This is a genomic window from Aequorivita sp. IT1282 (assembly GCF_058068205.1).
In genome coordinates this window covers 159,707-176,738 of the sequence record NZ_JBYRHR010000002.1, presented here as the reverse complement: position 1 = coordinate 176,738, position 17,032 = coordinate 159,707, and the positions used below count along the sequence as shown (strand labels likewise).

Annotated in this window: 15 protein-coding genes; 13 read left to right on the top strand and 2 right to left on the bottom strand. The window is 36.2% G+C overall.

All coding sequences use genetic code 11. From position 1 onward, the window contains the following. Positions 1-15: 15 nt before the first annotated feature. Both mnmG and AC3RVG_RS04655 read left to right on the top strand, forming a co-directional pair. Positions 16-1,887, top strand: a complete 1,872-nt coding sequence (mnmG, locus tag AC3RVG_RS04660; protein ID WP_489690283.1) for a tRNA uridine-5-carboxymethylaminomethyl(34) synthesis enzyme MnmG — start codon at positions 16-18, stop codon at positions 1,885-1,887. A gap of 83 nt (positions 1,888-1,970) precedes the next feature. After that, positions 1,971-2,813, top strand: coding sequence for a class I SAM-dependent methyltransferase (locus AC3RVG_RS04655; protein WP_489690282.1), 843 nt, complete (start codon positions 1,971-1,973; stop codon positions 2,811-2,813). A 147-nt stretch (positions 2,814-2,960) separates the two neighbouring features. On the opposite strand, the gene AC3RVG_RS04650 is transcribed toward AC3RVG_RS04655, so the two are convergent. After that, positions 2,961-4,115 carry a DNA polymerase III subunit gene (locus tag AC3RVG_RS04650; RefSeq protein ID WP_489690281.1) on the bottom strand — a complete coding sequence of 385 codons (1,155 nt, stop codon included), beginning with the start codon at positions 4,113-4,115 and terminating at the stop codon, positions 2,961-2,963. Positions 4,116-4,264: 149 nt separating this feature from the next. On the opposite strand from AC3RVG_RS04650, the gene AC3RVG_RS04645 reads away from it, so the two are divergent. The 3 genes from AC3RVG_RS04645 (at position 4,265) to AC3RVG_RS04635 (ending at position 8,202) form a co-directional block, all read left to right on the top strand. Next, positions 4,265-5,449 (top strand): phosphoglycerate kinase, encoded by a 1,185-nt coding sequence (locus AC3RVG_RS04645; protein ID WP_489690280.1) that lies wholly within the window; start codon positions 4,265-4,267, stop codon positions 5,447-5,449. Positions 5,450-5,637: 188 nt separating this feature from the next. Beyond that, entirely contained in the window at positions 5,638-7,203 is a 1,566-nt protein-coding gene (locus AC3RVG_RS04640) for a LysM peptidoglycan-binding domain-containing protein (protein ID WP_489690279.1), read from the top strand. Between the two features lie 21 nt (positions 7,204-7,224). After that, positions 7,225-8,202 carry a DUF4837 family protein gene (locus AC3RVG_RS04635; protein WP_489690278.1) on the top strand — a complete coding sequence of 326 codons (978 nt, stop codon included), beginning with the start codon at positions 7,225-7,227 and terminating at the stop codon, positions 8,200-8,202. A gap of 75 nt (positions 8,203-8,277) precedes the next feature. Here AC3RVG_RS04635 and tatA read toward each other — a convergent pair whose 3' ends face one another. Beyond that, entirely contained in the window at positions 8,278-8,469 is a 192-nt protein-coding gene (gene tatA, locus AC3RVG_RS04630) for a twin-arginine translocase TatA/TatE family subunit (protein ID WP_489690277.1), read from the bottom strand. Between the two features lie 119 nt (positions 8,470-8,588). On the opposite strand from tatA, the gene AC3RVG_RS04625 reads away from it, so the two are divergent. The 8 genes from AC3RVG_RS04625 (at position 8,589) to AC3RVG_RS04590 (ending at position 16,987) form a co-directional block, all read left to right on the top strand. Next, positions 8,589-9,452 carry a M23 family metallopeptidase gene (locus tag AC3RVG_RS04625; RefSeq protein ID WP_489690276.1) on the top strand — a complete coding sequence of 288 codons (864 nt, stop codon included), beginning with the start codon at positions 8,589-8,591 and terminating at the stop codon, positions 9,450-9,452. 7 nt (positions 9,453-9,459) lie between these two features. After that, positions 9,460-10,956 (top strand): GH3 auxin-responsive promoter family protein, encoded by a 1,497-nt coding sequence (locus AC3RVG_RS04620; protein WP_489690275.1) that lies wholly within the window; start codon positions 9,460-9,462, stop codon positions 10,954-10,956. A 23-nt stretch (positions 10,957-10,979) separates the two neighbouring features. After that, positions 10,980-12,680, top strand: a complete 1,701-nt coding sequence (locus AC3RVG_RS04615) for a DUF6909 family protein (RefSeq protein WP_489690274.1) — start codon at positions 10,980-10,982, stop codon at positions 12,678-12,680. Positions 12,681-12,685: 5 nt separating this feature from the next. Further along, positions 12,686-13,693, top strand: coding sequence for a dTDP-glucose 4,6-dehydratase (gene rfbB / locus AC3RVG_RS04610; RefSeq protein ID WP_489690273.1), 1,008 nt, complete (start codon positions 12,686-12,688; stop codon positions 13,691-13,693). 61 nt (positions 13,694-13,754) lie between these two features. Next, the gene (gene rfbA / locus AC3RVG_RS04605; protein ID WP_489690272.1) at positions 13,755-14,612 is read left to right on the top strand and encodes a glucose-1-phosphate thymidylyltransferase RfbA; all 858 of its coding nucleotides are present in this window, start codon (positions 13,755-13,757) and stop codon (positions 14,610-14,612) included. A 2-nt stretch (positions 14,613-14,614) separates the two neighbouring features. Further along, positions 14,615-15,160 carry a dTDP-4-dehydrorhamnose 3,5-epimerase gene (rfbC, locus tag AC3RVG_RS04600; RefSeq protein WP_489690271.1) on the top strand — a complete coding sequence of 182 codons (546 nt, stop codon included), beginning with the start codon at positions 14,615-14,617 and terminating at the stop codon, positions 15,158-15,160. Continuing rightward, positions 15,157-16,020, top strand: coding sequence for a dTDP-4-dehydrorhamnose reductase (gene rfbD, locus AC3RVG_RS04595; RefSeq protein ID WP_489690270.1), 864 nt, complete (start codon positions 15,157-15,159; stop codon positions 16,018-16,020). The genes rfbC and rfbD overlap by 4 nt, the downstream gene beginning before the upstream one ends. A 10-nt stretch (positions 16,021-16,030) precedes the next feature. Further along, complete coding sequence (locus AC3RVG_RS04590) at positions 16,031-16,987, top strand: hypothetical protein (RefSeq protein ID WP_489690269.1); 957 nt, start codon at positions 16,031-16,033, stop codon at positions 16,985-16,987. The last annotated feature ends 45 nt before the right edge of the window (positions 16,988-17,032 follow it).

Below are 17,032 nucleotides of genomic sequence, written 5' to 3'. Positions count from 1 at the left end.
CAATTTAGAAAATTTATGTTTCAAGAAGAGTATGATGTTATTGTAGTAGGAGCGGGTCACGCAGGATCTGAAGCAGCAGCTGCGGCTGCGAACTTAGGATCTAAAACCTTATTAGTTACCATGAATTTGCAAACCATTGCCCAAATGAGCTGTAATCCGGCTATGGGTGGTATTGCTAAAGGCCAGATTGTACGTGAAATTGATGCAATTGGTGGTTATAGCGGGATAGTTTCCGATAAAACCGCAATCCAGTTTAAGATGCTTAATAAATCGAAAGGTCCCGCAATGTGGAGTCCCCGTGTTCAAAGTGATCGCATGCGTTTTGCTGAAACTTGGAGATTAATGTTAGAAGGCACCCCAAACTTAGATTTTTATCAAGAGATGATTTCGGGTATTATTGCCGAAAATGGAATTATTAAAGGCGTAAGAACTTCACTGGGTTTAGAGATTCGCGGAAAAAGTGTAGTACTAACAAACGGTACTTTTTTAAATGGTTTAATTCATATTGGTGAAAAACAATTTGGAGGAGGTCGTGCAGGTGAAAGAGCGTCTACAGGTATAACAAAAGATTTAGTCGATTTAGGCTTTGAATCTGGAAGAATGAAAACAGGAACACCACCGAGAGTAGATGGACGTTCTTTAGATTTTTCTAAAATGATAGAACAGCCAGGAGACGAAATTCCAGAAAAATTTTCGTTTTCTGATGAAACTACAACACTCAAAAAGCAACGTTCTTGCCATATGAGTTATACTAGTCTTGAAGTTCATAATATTTTGAGAGAAGGTTTTGATAGATCTCCTATGTTTAACGGATCAATTCAAAGTCTTGGACCAAGATACTGTCCTTCTATTGAAGATAAAATTAATCGTTTTGCCGATAAAGACAGGCATCAACTTTTTGTTGAGCCTGAAGGTTGGGATACTGTAGAATATTACATTAACGGCTTCTCCACTTCATTACCGGAGGATATTCAATTTAAAGCTTTGAAACAAGTAGCTGGTTTCGAAAAAGTGAAATTTTTCCGACCTGGTTATGCTATTGAATATGATTATTTCCCACCAACACAATTAAAACATACGCTAGAAACTAAATTGGTTTCCGGACTTTATTTTGCTGGTCAGATTAACGGAACTACAGGTTATGAAGAAGCAGCATCACAAGGTTTAATGGCCGGTATAAATGCGCATTTAAAAGTACACGAAAAAGAACCTTTCATTTTACAACGAAATGAAGCTTACATAGGTGTATTAATAGACGACCTTATTACAAAAGGAACAGAAGAACCTTACCGAATGTTTACTTCTCGTGCTGAATATAGAACCTTGCTTCGCCAGGATAATGCAGATTTTAGGTTAACTCCTAAATCATTTGACATTGGTTTAGCTAGTGAAAAACGTTTGAGAAAAATGGAGGAAAAGAAAGAAAAGTCTGATGCTTTTGTTCAGTTTTTTAAAAACACAAGTGTCGCACCCGAAGAAATGAATCCTATTTTTGAAGCTAGAGAATCTGCGGTTGTGCAGCAGAGCGATAAAATGTTCAAGTTCTTTTCGCGTCCGGAAGTAACTATGGAGGATATGAAAAGTATTTCTTCGGTTGAAAAGTATATTAATGAAAATGATTTGAATGTTGAAATGATAGAACAGACCGAAATTCAAATTAAATATTCTGGTTATATAGCGAAGGAAAAAAACAATGCAGATAAATTAAACAGATTAGAAGGTTTGAAGATTCCGGCTACGTTTGACTATTCTAAATTGAAATCACTTTCCTATGAAGCCAGAGAAAAACTCACTAAAATAAAACCTGCAACAGTTTCGCAAGCTTCACGAATTAGTGGTGTTTCTCCAAATGATGTTTCTGTGCTTCTAGTGTATATGGGGCGTTAGCCTCATTGTTTCACGTGGAACAATGGAGCGTTGCAAAATCTAAACTTTCAACACTACTTCTTAAATAATTCAAATTTTCTTTCTTGCAGAATCACGAAAATATATACGTATCGGTCAAAGACTATTTGGTCTCCGGAGAAACTTTTAGTTTAGTCTACGACGAAGATTTAGATTTTTTGAAAACTACCCCAAAGCCAAAGGAGGAAGATCTTTCTAAATATTACGAGAGTGAAGATTATATTTCGCACACAGATGAAAAGCGTGGTTTGCTTTCTAGCTTATACCAATTCGTAAAAAAATGGTCGCTTCAGAAAAAAACTAATTTGATATTAAATCAAAATAAACGAGTTGGATCTTTATTAGATGTTGGTGCAGGAACCGGAGATTTTTTAAAAGTTGCTAAAGAAAAAGGTTGGGATGTAAATGGGATGGAACCAAATAAAAGTGCTACTGAGTTGGCATTAAAAAAAGGAATTCAACTTGAACCTTCTTTAAACGAATTCTCAGGAAGCGTTTTCGATGTCGTTACAATGTGGCATGTTTTAGAACACGTTCCAAATTTGGAAGAAACTATTTCTACTTTATCAAACTTAGTTGAAAGTGGAGGAACTTTAATTATCGCTGTTCCAAATTTTAAAAGTTTCGATGCAAAACATTACGGCAAATTTTGGGCAGCTTACGATGCTCCTCGACACCTTTGGCATTTTTCTAAAGAATCAATGGAAAAACTTTTTGCAGAAAATTTTATTCTTCAGAAAATAGAACCAATGATTTTTGATTCGTACTATGTAAGTTTACTTTCAGAAAAATATAAAACGGGCAATAAATTTTCTTTAAAAGCATTTTGGATAGGATTATTGTCAAATCTTAAAGCGACTCGTTCAAAAGAGTATTCTTCCCACATATATTGTTTCAGAAAGAGGTAATTTGGCTTTTTGGAGAGATTTGAGGCGTTTTTAGAGTCAAATAAGTGTTACGCCTACTGCTAGCAAAAATAACCCCACAGAATCGTTAATAATGAGTTCTTTTTAATTGAGTATTTCTATCGCAAAAATCAATTCAATAGATGTTATTTATACTAATTCTTTCTTATGAATTAGGCGAGTCAATTTTATAGAAAGGTCAGTAAAAATTATTTTAGCATTTCCGTTTCTTTCAATATGGTAAGAAGCATCTTCTAATGCTTGGGTTATTTCAAAAATATTATTTTGATGTACAAAAGGCGCGAATTTTGGAAGTGAAAATGTTGCATCATTCGCTTCAAAAAATAATAGTGAATTGGCGCCGTAATTATTTAGCAATGCTTGTCTGAAAACTTCGGTACAATACGAAAGAAATTTTTTCTGTGTTTCGCGACCTTGTTTTGCCAGTTCTTCACTCCAATCCAGCAAATTGTTGATAGCGCCTTTATTTCCTTTCGCTCTAAAAGCTGTACGCACCCAACTAATAAACCACTTCTCAAAAATTTCGTCTTCACCAGTTTCTTCAAGTAATTGTAGCGCTTTATTATAATCGCCGCGCGATCTACGAGCGGTGTGAGTAGCGGCACTTTCTTTAATCTTCAAGTTTTGAATTAAACTTTCGGCAATATCGGCTTCTGAAAGGAGTGGGAATGTTATTTTTTGGCAGCGGGATTTAATTGTTGTGATAATTTGCTCTTCTTTTTCGGTTAAAAGTAGAAGCACAGTTTTGTCGGTAGGCTCTTCAACTAACTTTAAAATTTTGTTGGCACATTCACCATTCATATTATCTGCCATCCAAATAATCATCACTTTATAACCGCCCTCAAAAGCTTTTAAAGAAAGTTTTTTAGAAATATTTTCAGCTTCATATTTGCTAATGTTTCCTTGTTTATTCTCAATACCAATACTTTGCAACCATTCAAAAAGCGACGCATACGGATTGTCTAAAACGAAATTTCGCCAACCTTCAGCATAATTATCCGAAACAGCATTCTTTTTCGCTATATCACTTGTGTTTACTGGGTAAACAAAATGCAAATCTGGATGCACCAATTTTGAAATTTTACTTTTACAGGAAAGATATTCGGCACTTCCTTTTTCATAGCGACTACATAATAATTCTGAAGCGTATGCAATGGCCATAGGCAATAAGCCACTTCCGTTAACGCCCGAAAAGAGTTGTGCGTGCGGAATTCTACCGTTTTCGATAGTTTTTAAAAGATGCGATTTTATGTGTTGCTGCCCTATTACTTCTGAAAAATCCATCGGCAAATCTAATCAATTTTAAGCTTTTTCTCTTGATTGAGATTTTTCAATAAATGAAATTATTTAATTTAAGAAAGCGAATTTCTATGCAGATATCGAAATGATTATAAATATCAAAATAAGTATATTTGCTCGCTAAATTTATAAAGATGAAAACCGTAAACGACATAGATTTTAAAAATAAAAAAGCTTTGATTCGAGTAGATTTCAATGTGCCGCTCGACGATGATTTTAAGGTAACAGACGATACACGTATTCGTGCAGCAAAACCTACAATTTTAAAAATTTTAGAGGACGTCGGAAGCTGTGTTTTAATGTCGCATCTTGGTAGACCAAAAAATAAAGAAGCAAAATTTTCGCTTCATCACATTTTAAAATCACTCTCGGAAATTGTGGGAGTTCAAGTAAAATTCGTAGATGATTGTGTGGGACCTAAAGTAGAAGAGGCCGTAGCGAATTTAAAAACTGGAGAAATTCTTTTACTTGAAAACCTACGTTATTACGAAGAAGAAACGAAAGGAGATCGCGCTTTTGCAGAAAAGCTTTCAAAATTTGGTGATGTTTACGTGAATGATGCCTTTGGAACCGCACACCGTGCGCACGCTTCCACGGCAATAATTGCTGAATTTTTTCCTGTGAATAAATGTTTTGGTTTATTATTAGCTTCAGAAATAGAAAACGTAAAAAAAGTATTGGAAGCTAACGAAAAGCCCGTTACTGCTATCATTGGCGGCGCAAAAGTTTCTTCAAAAATTACAATAATTGAAAACATTCTCGACAAAATTGATCATTTAATTATTGGCGGTGGAATGGCTTTCACATTTATAAAAGCACAAGGCGGAAAAATAGGTAATTCTTTGGTTGAAGATGACAAGCAGGATTTGGCGCTTGAAATTTTGGAAGAAGCAAAAAAGAAAAATGTTGAAGTATACCTTCCAGTGGATGCAATAATTGCCGATGATTTTTCAGAAAGTGCAAATACACAAATATCAGCTATAAACAATATTCCCGATGGCTGGATGGGTCTCGACGCAGGACCAAAGACAAACGAACTTTTTGCCGAAGTACTAACTAAGTCTAAAACCATTTTATGGAACGGGCCCGTTGGTGTTTTTGAAATTGAGAAATTTGCAGAAGGCACTAAAACTCTAGGAAAAAATATCGCTAAAGCCACTGAAAATGGAGCTTTTTCGTTAGTTGGTGGTGGCGATTCGGTAGCTGCGGTTCAGAAATTTAACTTAGCAGATAAGGTTAGTTACGTATCCACCGGAGGAGGCGCAATGCTCGAAATGCTTGAGGGAAAAACATTACCAGGTATTAAAGCACTATTATAAGAAAAGTTAAATATCAGCGTATTAGACTTTTGAGTCTAAAATTTGCGTAGTTTCGCGAAATCATTATTTTTGATAAAATTTTTTATTAAAATTTACGTTACAACTCTTGAAGTATATTAAAAGCGCCTCATTTTAAGGAGTAATAATCAGGCGAATTTGCCTTTATCCCCAAACGCAATAAATAACTGATGAAACTAAACAAAATCCTTCCCCTTATGCTGTTGCTGGTCTGCAGTATGAGTTTTGCCCAACAGGGTAAAAAGCAGACCAACAAACTGAATACAAAAAAAATTCAGGTTGTTGATTCCATTAAGGTTTCTAAAATCGCCAAAGAATTGCCCACAACAGTGGTAGCTACTTCTTTTAAAGACAGTATTGTCTATGATTTAAAAGACATAGCTTCGGCACGTAAAAAAGACAGCCTTTGGTTAAAAGAACTCTACAAATCTGATCTTTTTGAAGATATATACAACAGCGTTGCAAACCAAGATTTCACTCCCGTTGACTACGACGAACTCCCTACTGAGCTACTTAAGCAACGACTAAAAGAACTAGATGCACGTACGCCGTTTAACGTAGAATACAACCCTTCGTTAGAAAGTGTAATTAAGCAATACCTTAAGAACCGCCGCAGAGGTTTAGAGCGATTAATGGGATTAAGTGAATATTATTTCCCTTTGTTTGAACAAGAATTGGACAAAAATAACTTGCCTTTAGAATTAAAATATTTAGCTGTAATTGAATCAGCTTTAAATCCGAAAGCACAATCTAGAGTTGGAGCTACCGGGCTTTGGCAGTTTATGTTTCCTACTGGTAAAATGTTCGGATTGGATGTAAGCTCTTATGTAGATGAGCGTTCCGATCCATATTTAGCAACAGAAGCCGCTTGTAAATATTTAAAAAGCTTAAATAATAGTTTCAACGATTGGGATTTGGCGCTTGCAGCCTATAATTCTGGCCCAGGAAATGTTTCAAAAGCAATTCGTCGCTCTGGTGGACAGACGGATTATTGGAAACTTCGCGATTATCTTCCACGTGAAACTGCAGGTTATGTACCCGCATTCTTGGCTACCATGTATATTTTTGAATATGCACAAGAGCACGGCTTTAAAAAACAAACTGCGAGAATTCCTTTCGTAGCTACAGATACCATCCGTGTTAAGCAACAAATTACTTTAGAGCAAGTAGCAAAACTTACTAATCTAGACATAGAAGAGCTTGAATTCCTTAATCCAGCTTACAAACTGGGTATCATTCCAGTAGTTAAAAATGAAAACTACGTATTACGTCTTCCGCTAACTGCTGTAGGTGCTTTTGTAAATAATGAAGATGCAATTTATACTTTTGCAAAGGAAGAAGTTGAAGAGGCTAAAAAGCCAATGCCTGAATTATATGAGCAACCCGAAAAACTTCGCTACCGTGTAAAAAGAGGAGATTATCTGGGAAGAATTGCAGACAGGTACGGTGTTAGTATTAGCCAAGTAAAGAATTGGAATGGTATGCGTAGCAATACTGTAAAAGTTGGCCAAAACTTAATTATTTACCCTAAAAAAAGTACACAGGATATTGCTAGTAACGAACGAGTACAAGCCACAAAATCTTCAGAAAAAACGTATACTGTTCGCAACGGAGATTCACTGTGGAGCATTTCTCAAAAATTTCCAGGGGTTTCAGTCCAAAATATCAAAAAATGGAACGATATTAGTGGTACTAACTTAAAGCCTGGAACTAAACTTAAAATTTACAAAGGATAGTTCCCGATAAACATCCTTTAAATGAAACTATTCACTATTGCATTGTTTTCGCTATTCGTTGCATTTACTTCTTGCAACGGAGGCGGCACCAAAGACAAATCACTTGTTCCCAATTCTGTAGGAAACATTAATGCGCTTCAAATTATCACCCCCAACAATCTATGGAACGGCGTGGTGGGAGAAGCCATTCGAAATAATTTTGCAGCTCCCGCAGACGGACTTCCGCAAGACGAGCCGCTTTTTTCTATGAATCAAATGCCGCCAGATGCTTTTTCGGGGTTCGCCCGTAGCAATCGGCTTTTTTTATATGTGGTTTTAAGTGAAGACGACAAGGTAACTGTAACCACTGATGAATACGCTAAACCACAATCTGGAGCAATTATAAAAGCTTCTTCAGAAGAAAAACTGGTAGAGCTTATCAATAAAAATGCTGCGCAAATTATTGCATCTTTTCACGCTTCCGAAATAAAGGAACGCCAACGCAGAACCGCTATTTCGCTAATGGCAACCGATTCGCTAAGAAAAGTAATGGGCGTTAGCTTGCAAATTCCGAGTGCCTATAGAATTGCAAAGGCAACCGACAGTTTTTTCTGGATGCGTAAAGATCTTAAAGATGGCACTACTAACATACTTATTTATGAAGTGCCTTTATCTATGATAACCAATGACAGTACGGCTGTTGGCGACATTATAAAGATTCGCGATTCTATAGGAAGTAGATTGCTGCCCGTAGAAGATGACGGACAGTTTGTTACTGAAGACGCTTATGCTCCGTATCTTTTTACTACAAAGATTGATGGAAAATTTGCTTATGAAACCAAGGGAACTTGGGAAGTAAAAGACGACTGGATGGGTGGCCCTTTTGTAAACTACGCCGTTCGCGACGAGAAAAACAATCGTTATTTAATTTTAGAAGGTTTTACGTATGCTCCAGCAGTATCGAAAAGAGATCTTCAATTTGAATTGGAATCTATATTGAATTCTGCCAAAATAGAATAATCTTAATAATAGACCCAAAAAAAGAGCCTTTCAGTATATACTGAAAGGCTCTTTTTTTAAAATAGAAACGAGATTTTATTTTTTCTCGTCTATCTTGTTTTCTGTTGGTTCTTCTTTAGAAGCATCCTTGAATTCTTTAAGACCGCTACCCAAACCACGCATTAGTTCTGGAATTTTCTTTCCACCGAAAAGCAATAGTACGATTACAACAATCAATATAATTTGCCAAGGGCCAATAACACCTAAAGTAATAAGTAATGCATTCATAATTTTGATAATTTAATTAAGCAAAGGTAACAAGAAATGTTTAGATAGAACGTTTTGAGGATAACTTTAGCGTGTGGCGCTTTAGTTTATTTTATATTTGTAAAAAGCAATTGCATATTATGATCCAAAAAGAAAAAAGAGCCAAAAAGTTTAGAAAAAAGCTATTGCACAAATACCGATTGGTTATTCTAAATGAAGAAACTTTCGAGGAGCGTTTTTCATTTAAGCTCAACAGGTTTAATGTGTTTGTTTTCAGCACCCTTTTTGCGTTAATTCTTATTCTTTTAACCACTTTTATTATCGCTTTTACACCACTCCGCGAATATATTCCTGGCTATTCTTCCACTGCGTTAAAAAAGAACGCCACACAATTAACATACAAAACAGACTCGCTGCAGCAGATTATAAATGTAAATGAGCAATACCTTGCCTCAATCAAAAAAGTGCTTACAGGCGACGTTAAAACAATAAATTTCAATAAAGATTCCATCATTGAAGTAGCTAAAACAGATCCTTCGGTTTTAATACGAACTTCAAGAAAAGATTCATTACTCCGCCAAGCTGTGGCAAAGGAAGATAAATACAATCCGCTAACTGCACCTCAGGTTCAGACATACGCACTTTTTGCTCCGGTTAAAGGAACCATTACTGAAGGTTACGATTCAAAAACAAAGCATTACGCAGTAGATGTGGTTACAATAAAAGATTCTCCAGTAAAAGCCGTTGCCGACGGCACAGTAATTTTTGCAGAATGGACTGCCGCTACTGGTTATGTTATTATTTTGAAACACGATAATAACTTAATTTCAGTCTATAAACACAATGCAATGCTCACTAAAGAGCAGGGCGAAATTGTTAAAGCTGGCGAAGTAATTGGCACCGTTGGCAATACTGGCGAACTCACCACTGGGCCACATTTGCACTTTGAATTATGGCGCGATGGCTTCCCCGTTAATCCAACTAGTTTTGTAGATTTTAATTGATTAAACTATGTCCTTAAAATCCTTCGGTGCTAAAATATTTGCTAAAATTGAAGTAAATAAAATTCACAAATGGGTTGTAAACCCTATTGAAACCCAGCAAAAAGTTTTTGAAAAACTGCTTTCCGATGCTAAAAATACAGCCTTCGGAAAAGATCATCATTTTGAAAATATCAACTCCTTTAAAGAATTTGCGAAGCTCGTTCCAATTCGTGATTACGAAGAATTGAAACCCTACGTAGATCGTGTGGTTTCTGGTGAAGAAAACGTTTTATGGCCCGGAAAACCGCTCTATTTTGCTAAAACTTCGGGTACAACTTCGGGTGCTAAATACATTCCGTTAACTAAGGAATCAATGCCGCATCATATTCAAGCTGCTCGAAATGCAATTCTGTGTTATATAAATGAAACTGGAAAAGCAGATTTTGTAGACGGCAAAATGATTTTTTTACAAGGAAGCCCAGAAATGCAGGAAAAGAACGGCATTAAGTTGGGCCGACTTTCAGGAATTGTTGCACATTATGTTCCTGCATATTTGCAAAAAAACCGTTTGCCTAGTTGGGAAACAAACTGCATTGACGATTGGGAGACCAAAGTAGATACCGTGGTTGAAGAGACTAAAAATGAAGACATGACCGTTATAAGCGGTATTCCGTCGTGGGTGCAAATGTATTTTGAAAAACTTCAGAAAGATACTGGGAAGAAAGTTGGCGACCTTTTCAAAAACTTCAATCTGTTTATTTATGGCGGCGTAAATTTTGAACCGTATCGCGCCAAATTTGAAAATTTAATAGGAAGAAAAGTAGATAGCATCGAGCTTTTTCCTGCCAGTGAAGGGTTTTTCGCCTTTCAAGATAGCCAGAAAGACAAAGGAATGTTGCTGCTTTTAAATTCAGGAATCTTTTATGAATTCGTTGAAGCTTCATCCTTTTTTGAAGAAAACCCAAAACGATTAACAATCGGCGAAGTTGAAATTGGCGTCAATTACGTGATGATAATTTCAACAGACGCGGGACTTTGGGCGTATAATCTGGGCGATACCGTGCAGTTTACTTCAACTAAACCGTATCGTGTTATTGTTTCGGGAAGAATAAAACATTTTATTTCTGCCTTTGGCGAACACGTAATTGGCAAAGAGGTTGAAGAGGCGATGAAAAAAGCAATAACAAAATTCAACTTTACTATTACAGAATTCACCGTTGCTCCGCAAATAACGCCATCTGAAACAAATCTTCCATATCATGAATGGCTTGTTGAATTTGACGAGGCTCCTGAAAATCTTCAAAAAGTGGTTGAATTTCTCGATGCAGAAATGCAACAACAAAACTCGTATTATTTCGATTTAATAGTAGGAAAAGTGCTGCAGCCGCTTAAAATTACTTCACTTAAAAGAGATAGTTTTCAGCATTATATGAAATCGCAAGGCAAGCTTGGCGGACAAAATAAAGTGCCGAGACTATCTAACGACCGCAAAATTGCAGATGCCTTAATTAAAATTCAGCCTTAAAATTAGTGTTATCTTTGCACCCAATGAATAAATTAAAATCACACACACGTACCCGCGCACAAGAAAGTACACAGGCCATTGAGCGACTGTACATAACCATGCGCCACCTTTTTAACCGTGGATTTTACAAGCCTATGGGGGTCTCTGGAGAAACGCTTCGCGAATCTTTATTAACGCTTCGACCTGAAATTTATGGCTCCATAAAAGAAGACAAAATTGAATTACAGGGCTTGCTTTACGTTATGGACCGTTTACCCTACGGAATAGAGGAATGTAGATTCATAAACTTAACCAGCGATGAAGGCTATAAAAATTCACATTTTGAGCCTATCATTCCGCTGAAACGTCGCAGAAATTGTTACCGGATAGATTCGGAACAGATGAATATTGAAATCACTCGTGGACGTTCAGAAATCTATGATATTCTTACACACTTAACTTTCCTTTTCATTGAATCGCACAAGATTATGAAGCAGGTGCTAATCGATGAGAGTGGAGAAGTAATCCGAGATTGGAAGAAGTTGGAACAAGCCGTACTAAAGAAAGGCAAGTTAACACAGGAAGAAAAGGAAGTAGCCTTAACGCACACCGCCAACTTCCTTGGAAGAACTTTTCAGGAGGTGAAAAATGTGTATCCTTTTTTCGCCAGTGAAAAGAATGAAAATCGTTTTTTCAATATTATTTACTTTTTAGGGAAATTGGCAATCCAGGAGGTTCTGGCAGACAATAAACGTATAATTACGTTTAGCCCGGTATTGCGTGAGCGTTTGGGGCATCATATTCACGGAGAACAATGGGCTTTTAGTATAAAACAAAGACTGCAGCAAGAGGGCTTGTTAGAGCGGCCAGTGCATATTATAAGTGCAAATATGCACAGTGTTATGAACAGCTTGTACGCTCCCACTGCGATTGCTAGCGAGTTTTTAAAGAAGAAACCTATGGAGGTTTTTGAGGCGCTGAGCAGCCCCGTTAATTTAAAATTACGCGAAAAAGTTACTAAAACAGCATTGGCAGAAGGAATGATTTTTATTGAAGATCAGAGCGGAACCAATATTGACATTCAGATTATAGACACTGCTAAAATAAAGGAAAGTGCATACACTGAAGGATTAAAAGAAGTTGAAGATTCAAAAAAACCCGTAATTGTTGTAATGGATTACGCTTTTGGCGAACAAGCCTACGAAACGATGGACGAGCTTTTAAAACCATACATAGATGATAATAAAGAACGACATTTATTAAATGTAGTTTCTGTCTCAATTATGGGAAAAGCAGGAATTTTAGAAGGTGGAAAAGGCGACATTATGATTCCGTCTGCCCACGTTTTTGAAGGAACTGCAGATAATTATCCGTTTAAAAATAAATTGGAAAAGGCAGATTTTAAAGATGATTCCGTAAATGTTTGTACTGGAACGATGATTTCTGTTTTGGGAACTTCGCTTCAAAATAGGGATGTGCTTAAGTTTTTCCACAATTCTACTTGGAATGTAATTGGGCTAGAAATGGAAGGCGCACATTATCAAAAGGCAATACAAGCTGCTGCAAAAATTCGCCGAAGTATTAGCCCAAAAGTGAAGGTGCGTTATGCGTATTACGCCTCTGATAACCCATTGGAAACAGGAAGTACTTTAGCATCGGGCGGATTAGGAACAACGGGTGTAAAACCCACCTATTTAATTACTGAAAAGATGTTAAATCAAATTTTAGACACACCTAAAAAATAACTTCAATGAATGATAAAGTACTGATTACCGGAGGTGCAGGATTTATAGGCTCTAATTATGTGCACTACTTTCTGAAACACTCGAAAGATGAAATTTTTGTACTGGACAAGCTCACTTATGCCGGAAACTTGAAGAATTTGGAGGCCGTTTCAGATAAAATTACATTTATAGAAGGAGATATTTGCGATGACGAATTGATTCAAAAACTATTTTCGGAGCATCAATTTCAGAAGGTTGTTCACTTCGCTGCGGAAAGCCATGTGGACAATTCTATCACTGGTCCTTCGGAATTTATTCAAACAAATATTGTAGGTACGTTCAATTTGCTGCAAAGCGCATATAAAACATGGATGAACGGGCCGAACGATTTAAAAGAAGAATTCAAAAACGCCCGTTTTCTACACATTTCTACTGATGAGGTCTATGGAACTTTAGGCGAAACAGGTCTTTTTACGGAAGAAACATCCTATGCACCCAATAGCCCGTATAGTGCTTCTAAAGCTTCCTCAGATTTTATTGTGCGCAGTTATTTTCACACTTACGGTTTACCTGTTGTAACTACCAACTGTTCCAATAATTACGGATCTTTTCAGCATAAGGAAAAATTAATTCCGACAATAATTCGTAAAGCAATTTCGGGAGAAGCTATCCCTATTTACGGCGATGGAAAAAACATTCGAGATTGGCTCTATGTAATGGATCACTGTAGTGGCCTGTATTTAGCTTTGGAAAAAGGAAAGCTCGGAGAAACCTACAATATTGGCGGCCGCAATGAGCGTGAAAACCTCTATATTGCAAATGTTATTTGTGAATTGCTGGACGAAATGCTCCCTAAGAATACTTCGTATAAAGAACAAATTACCTTTGTAAAGGACCGTCCCGGCCACGATTTTAGATATGCAATAGATGCTACAAAAATTGAAGAAGAATTAGGTTGGAAGGCAGAAGAGAATTTTGAAACAGGAATTCAAAAAACCATTGCTTGGTATTTAAAAAATAGAAATAGATTATAATTTTGCGCCACAGATTCACAAATCATTGTTTAATCGTGAATTAGTGGTAAAATAACAATATATGAAAGGAATAATTTTAGCAGGAGGATCAGGTACACGTTTACACCCAATTACATTAGCAGTAAGTAAACAATTAATGCCAGTGTACGACAAACCGATGATTTATTACCCGTTGTCAACACTTATGATTGCTGGTATTCGCGATATTTTAATTATTTCTACACCGCAGGATTTACCGTTGTTTAAACAACTTTTGGGCGATGGTAAAAAACTGGGCTGCAACTTTGAGTATGCTGAACAGGCAAACCCCAACGGCCTTGCAGAAGCCTTTGTAATTGGCAAGGATTTTATCGGAAATGATAAAGTCGCTTTAATTCTCGGCGATAATATTTTTTACGGTTCGGGTTTAAAAGAATTATTGCAATCCAATAACAATCCCGATGGTGGAGTAATCTATGCCTATCACGTTTTAGACCCCGAACGTTATGGCGTTGTGGAATTCGATAAAAACGGAAAAGCTCTTTCAATTGAAGAAAAACCTAAATCGCCGAAATCTAATTACGCCGTTCCAGGAATCTATTTTTACGATAACAGTGTGGTAGAAATTGCTGCAAACATAAAACCCAGCGACCGTGGAGAACTAGAAATAACAGATGTAAATAATGAATACTTAAAACTGGGCAAATTGAGCGTGAGCATACTCGATAGAGGTACGGCTTGGTTGGATACCGGAACATTCGCTTCATTAATGCAGGCCGCGCAATTTGTGGAGGTTATTGAGGAAAGACAAGGCCTAAAAATCGGCGCGATAGAAGAAGCGGCCTATGAAATGGGCTACATTTCAAAAGAGCAATTAATAATTTTAGCCGAACCATTACTAAAAAGCGGTTACGGAAAACATTTACTTCAATTAGATTAGATTTGGAAATACAAAAAACTCCCTTAAAAGATTGTTTTATACTTAAACCGGCCGTGTTTAAAGATGAGCGTGGCCTATTTTATGAAACTTACAACAAAAAGGTCTTCGAAAAAACTACAGGTTTAAACGTAGATTTTGTGCAAGATAATCAATCTGTTTCCTCAAAAGGGGTGTTGCGCGGACTTCATTTCCAGGATGGAGAAATGGCGCAGGCAAAGTTGGTTAGGGTATTAAAAGGCAAGATTTTAGACATTGTGGTAGATATTAGGAAGGATTCTGAGACTTTCGGAAAATCATTTTCCATTATTTTGGACGATGTAGACCATCTGCAGCTTTTTGTACCAAGGGGTTTCGCACATGGATTTATTACCCTTTCAAAAGAGTCTATATTTTCGTATAAATGCGATAATTATTATGTTAAAGCTTCAGAAAATGGAATCATTTATAACGACGCAACCTTAGCGCTGGATTGGCATCTTCCAAAGGAAGAATTTATTATTTCCGAAAAGGATTTGGAACTTCTCACTTTCGAGGAAGTAATTTCATGAAAAAAATATTAGTAACAGGCGCTAACGGACAATTGGGAAGATGCATAAAATATGCGGCTACCGAATATCCCGACTTCGAGTTTGTCTTTGTTTCAAAAGAAGAACTGGATATTGAAAATGCCGAATTGCTTTCAGGATACTTCTCCAAGAATAACTTTTCACATTGCATAAATACAGCTGCTTACACGAATGTTGAAAAAGCAGAGAGCGAACCTGAAAGAGCTTTCGCCGTTAATGCTGAAGCAGTTAAAAATATTGCAGAAACTTGTAAAGAAAACGATGTCGTTTTGCTGCATATTTCTACAGATTATGTTTTTGACGGCAAAAAAACTTCACCTTATTCCGAAACAGATATCACCAACCCCTTGAATGTTTATGGTGCTTCCAAATTAAAGGGCGAGGAATTTATTCAAGATATCTGCAATAAATACTTCATTTTCCGAACCTCGTGGCTTTATTCGCAATACGGGCATAATTTTTTAAAAACCATTTTAAAAAATTCCGAAGAAGGAAAAGCACTTACTATTACCACCGAACAGACGGGAACCCCTACAAATGCAAATGATTTGGCCATAGCGCTTTTAAAAATAATAGCACAAGATTCAGTAGATTATGGCGTTTACCATTACAGCAATAAAGGTGAAACTACTTGGTTTGGATTTGCAGAAGCGATACTTCAGCAAGCTGGAAAATTAAAAGATACAAATCTTGCAAAAACCAACCATTACCGTACTTTTGCCGCGAGGCCACAGTACAGTGTATTGGATAACACTAAGGCACAGAATAAGTTGAATTTAGACTATGCAAATTGGAAAGAAAGTTTACAATTTGTATTAAAACTAGATACCAATAATTTATAAAATTTTATTTATGGCACAGCAAAACTCATCGGAAGAGGTTGATTTAGGGTATTTATTTCGAAAATCGAATAATTTTTTAAAGCAATTGGCTAGAGCCCTTTTTCAGGCCATGGACTTTATAAAAAAGTACTTTATTATCCTGCTTGTTCTCGTGCTTATAGGTTTTGGATATGGATATTATAAGGATTATAATTCTGAAAAAATCTATGACACTGAAATTATCGTTATTCCAAATTTTGAGAGCGTAGATTATATGTACGGAAGAGCGGAGGCTATTAATATTAAAATAGCCCAAGGCGATTCAATCTATCTTAAAAATATTTTTGGCAACGATTTTAAAAAAATCCGATCCATTGAACTGAACCCCATTGTAGACATTTATAATTTTATTTCAAAATCGTATAGAAATTTTGATGTTTTAAGGCTTATTGCTGAAAACCAAGATTTTTCTAAGTATGCAGAAGATCTTGCAACTAGTAAGTATTATAAATATCACCGCATGAGTATTGCAGTTCGTGGAAACGAAGCTTCTAAAATTGTAAGCAAATTGCTCCAATATTTAAACGACAATGAACACTTTAAGGATTATCAAAAAATCTATAAGGAAAACAATGAGCTTGACATTAAGGAACATTATAATATGATTGCCCAAATTGACTCTGTTATGAAAATGAACGGTATTGCCAATAGTGGCGGTGCTAATGTTTCAATTAATAACGGAACCGATTTATTTAATCTTATTGACAGAAAAAGGCAATTGATAGAAGAAATAGTGGAACTTAAAATGCAGGCTATAGACTTTAACGTACCTATTAAAATGATAAGTGCCGATTATAATTTGGAGTCTAAAAAAATCTTTCAGGTATCAAATAAAATTAAATATCCCATATACCTAGTTCTCCTGTTTTCGCTAGTATTTTTCGTTATGTACGTCTTTAAAAATTTAAAAAAATATTCATCCCAATAATGGTGCTTTAACCATCGCATTTAGTTAAAAATATTTTTTTTAAAG

What these genes read in the sequence shown, in the direction of transcription:
- mnmG (WP_489690283.1), top strand. Translation starts at nt 16, where the DNA reads ATGTTTCAAGAAGAGTATGATGTTATTGTAGTAGGAGCGGGTCACGCA.
- AC3RVG_RS04650 (WP_489690281.1), bottom strand. Translation starts at nt 4,115, where the DNA reads ATGGATTTTTCAGAAGTAATAGGGCAGCAACACATAAAATCGCATCTT.
- AC3RVG_RS04645 (WP_489690280.1), top strand. Translation starts at nt 4,265, where the DNA reads ATGAAAACCGTAAACGACATAGATTTTAAAAATAAAAAAGCTTTGATT.
- AC3RVG_RS04640 (WP_489690279.1), top strand. Translation starts at nt 5,638, where the DNA reads ATGAAACTAAACAAAATCCTTCCCCTTATGCTGTTGCTGGTCTGCAGT.
- AC3RVG_RS04635 (WP_489690278.1), top strand. Translation starts at nt 7,225, where the DNA reads ATGAAACTATTCACTATTGCATTGTTTTCGCTATTCGTTGCATTTACT.
- tatA (WP_489690277.1), bottom strand. Translation starts at nt 8,469, where the DNA reads ATGAATGCATTACTTATTACTTTAGGTGTTATTGGCCCTTGGCAAATT.
- AC3RVG_RS04625 (WP_489690276.1), top strand. Translation starts at nt 8,589, where the DNA reads ATGATCCAAAAAGAAAAAAGAGCCAAAAAGTTTAGAAAAAAGCTATTG.
- AC3RVG_RS04620 (WP_489690275.1), top strand. Translation starts at nt 9,460, where the DNA reads ATGTCCTTAAAATCCTTCGGTGCTAAAATATTTGCTAAAATTGAAGTA.
- AC3RVG_RS04615 (WP_489690274.1), top strand. Translation starts at nt 10,980, where the DNA reads ATGAATAAATTAAAATCACACACACGTACCCGCGCACAAGAAAGTACA.
- rfbB (WP_489690273.1), top strand. Translation starts at nt 12,686, where the DNA reads ATGAATGATAAAGTACTGATTACCGGAGGTGCAGGATTTATAGGCTCT.
- rfbA (WP_489690272.1), top strand. Translation starts at nt 13,755, where the DNA reads ATGAAAGGAATAATTTTAGCAGGAGGATCAGGTACACGTTTACACCCA.
- rfbD (WP_489690270.1), top strand. Translation starts at nt 15,157, where the DNA reads ATGAAAAAAATATTAGTAACAGGCGCTAACGGACAATTGGGAAGATGC.
- AC3RVG_RS04590 (WP_489690269.1), top strand. Translation starts at nt 16,031, where the DNA reads ATGGCACAGCAAAACTCATCGGAAGAGGTTGATTTAGGGTATTTATTT.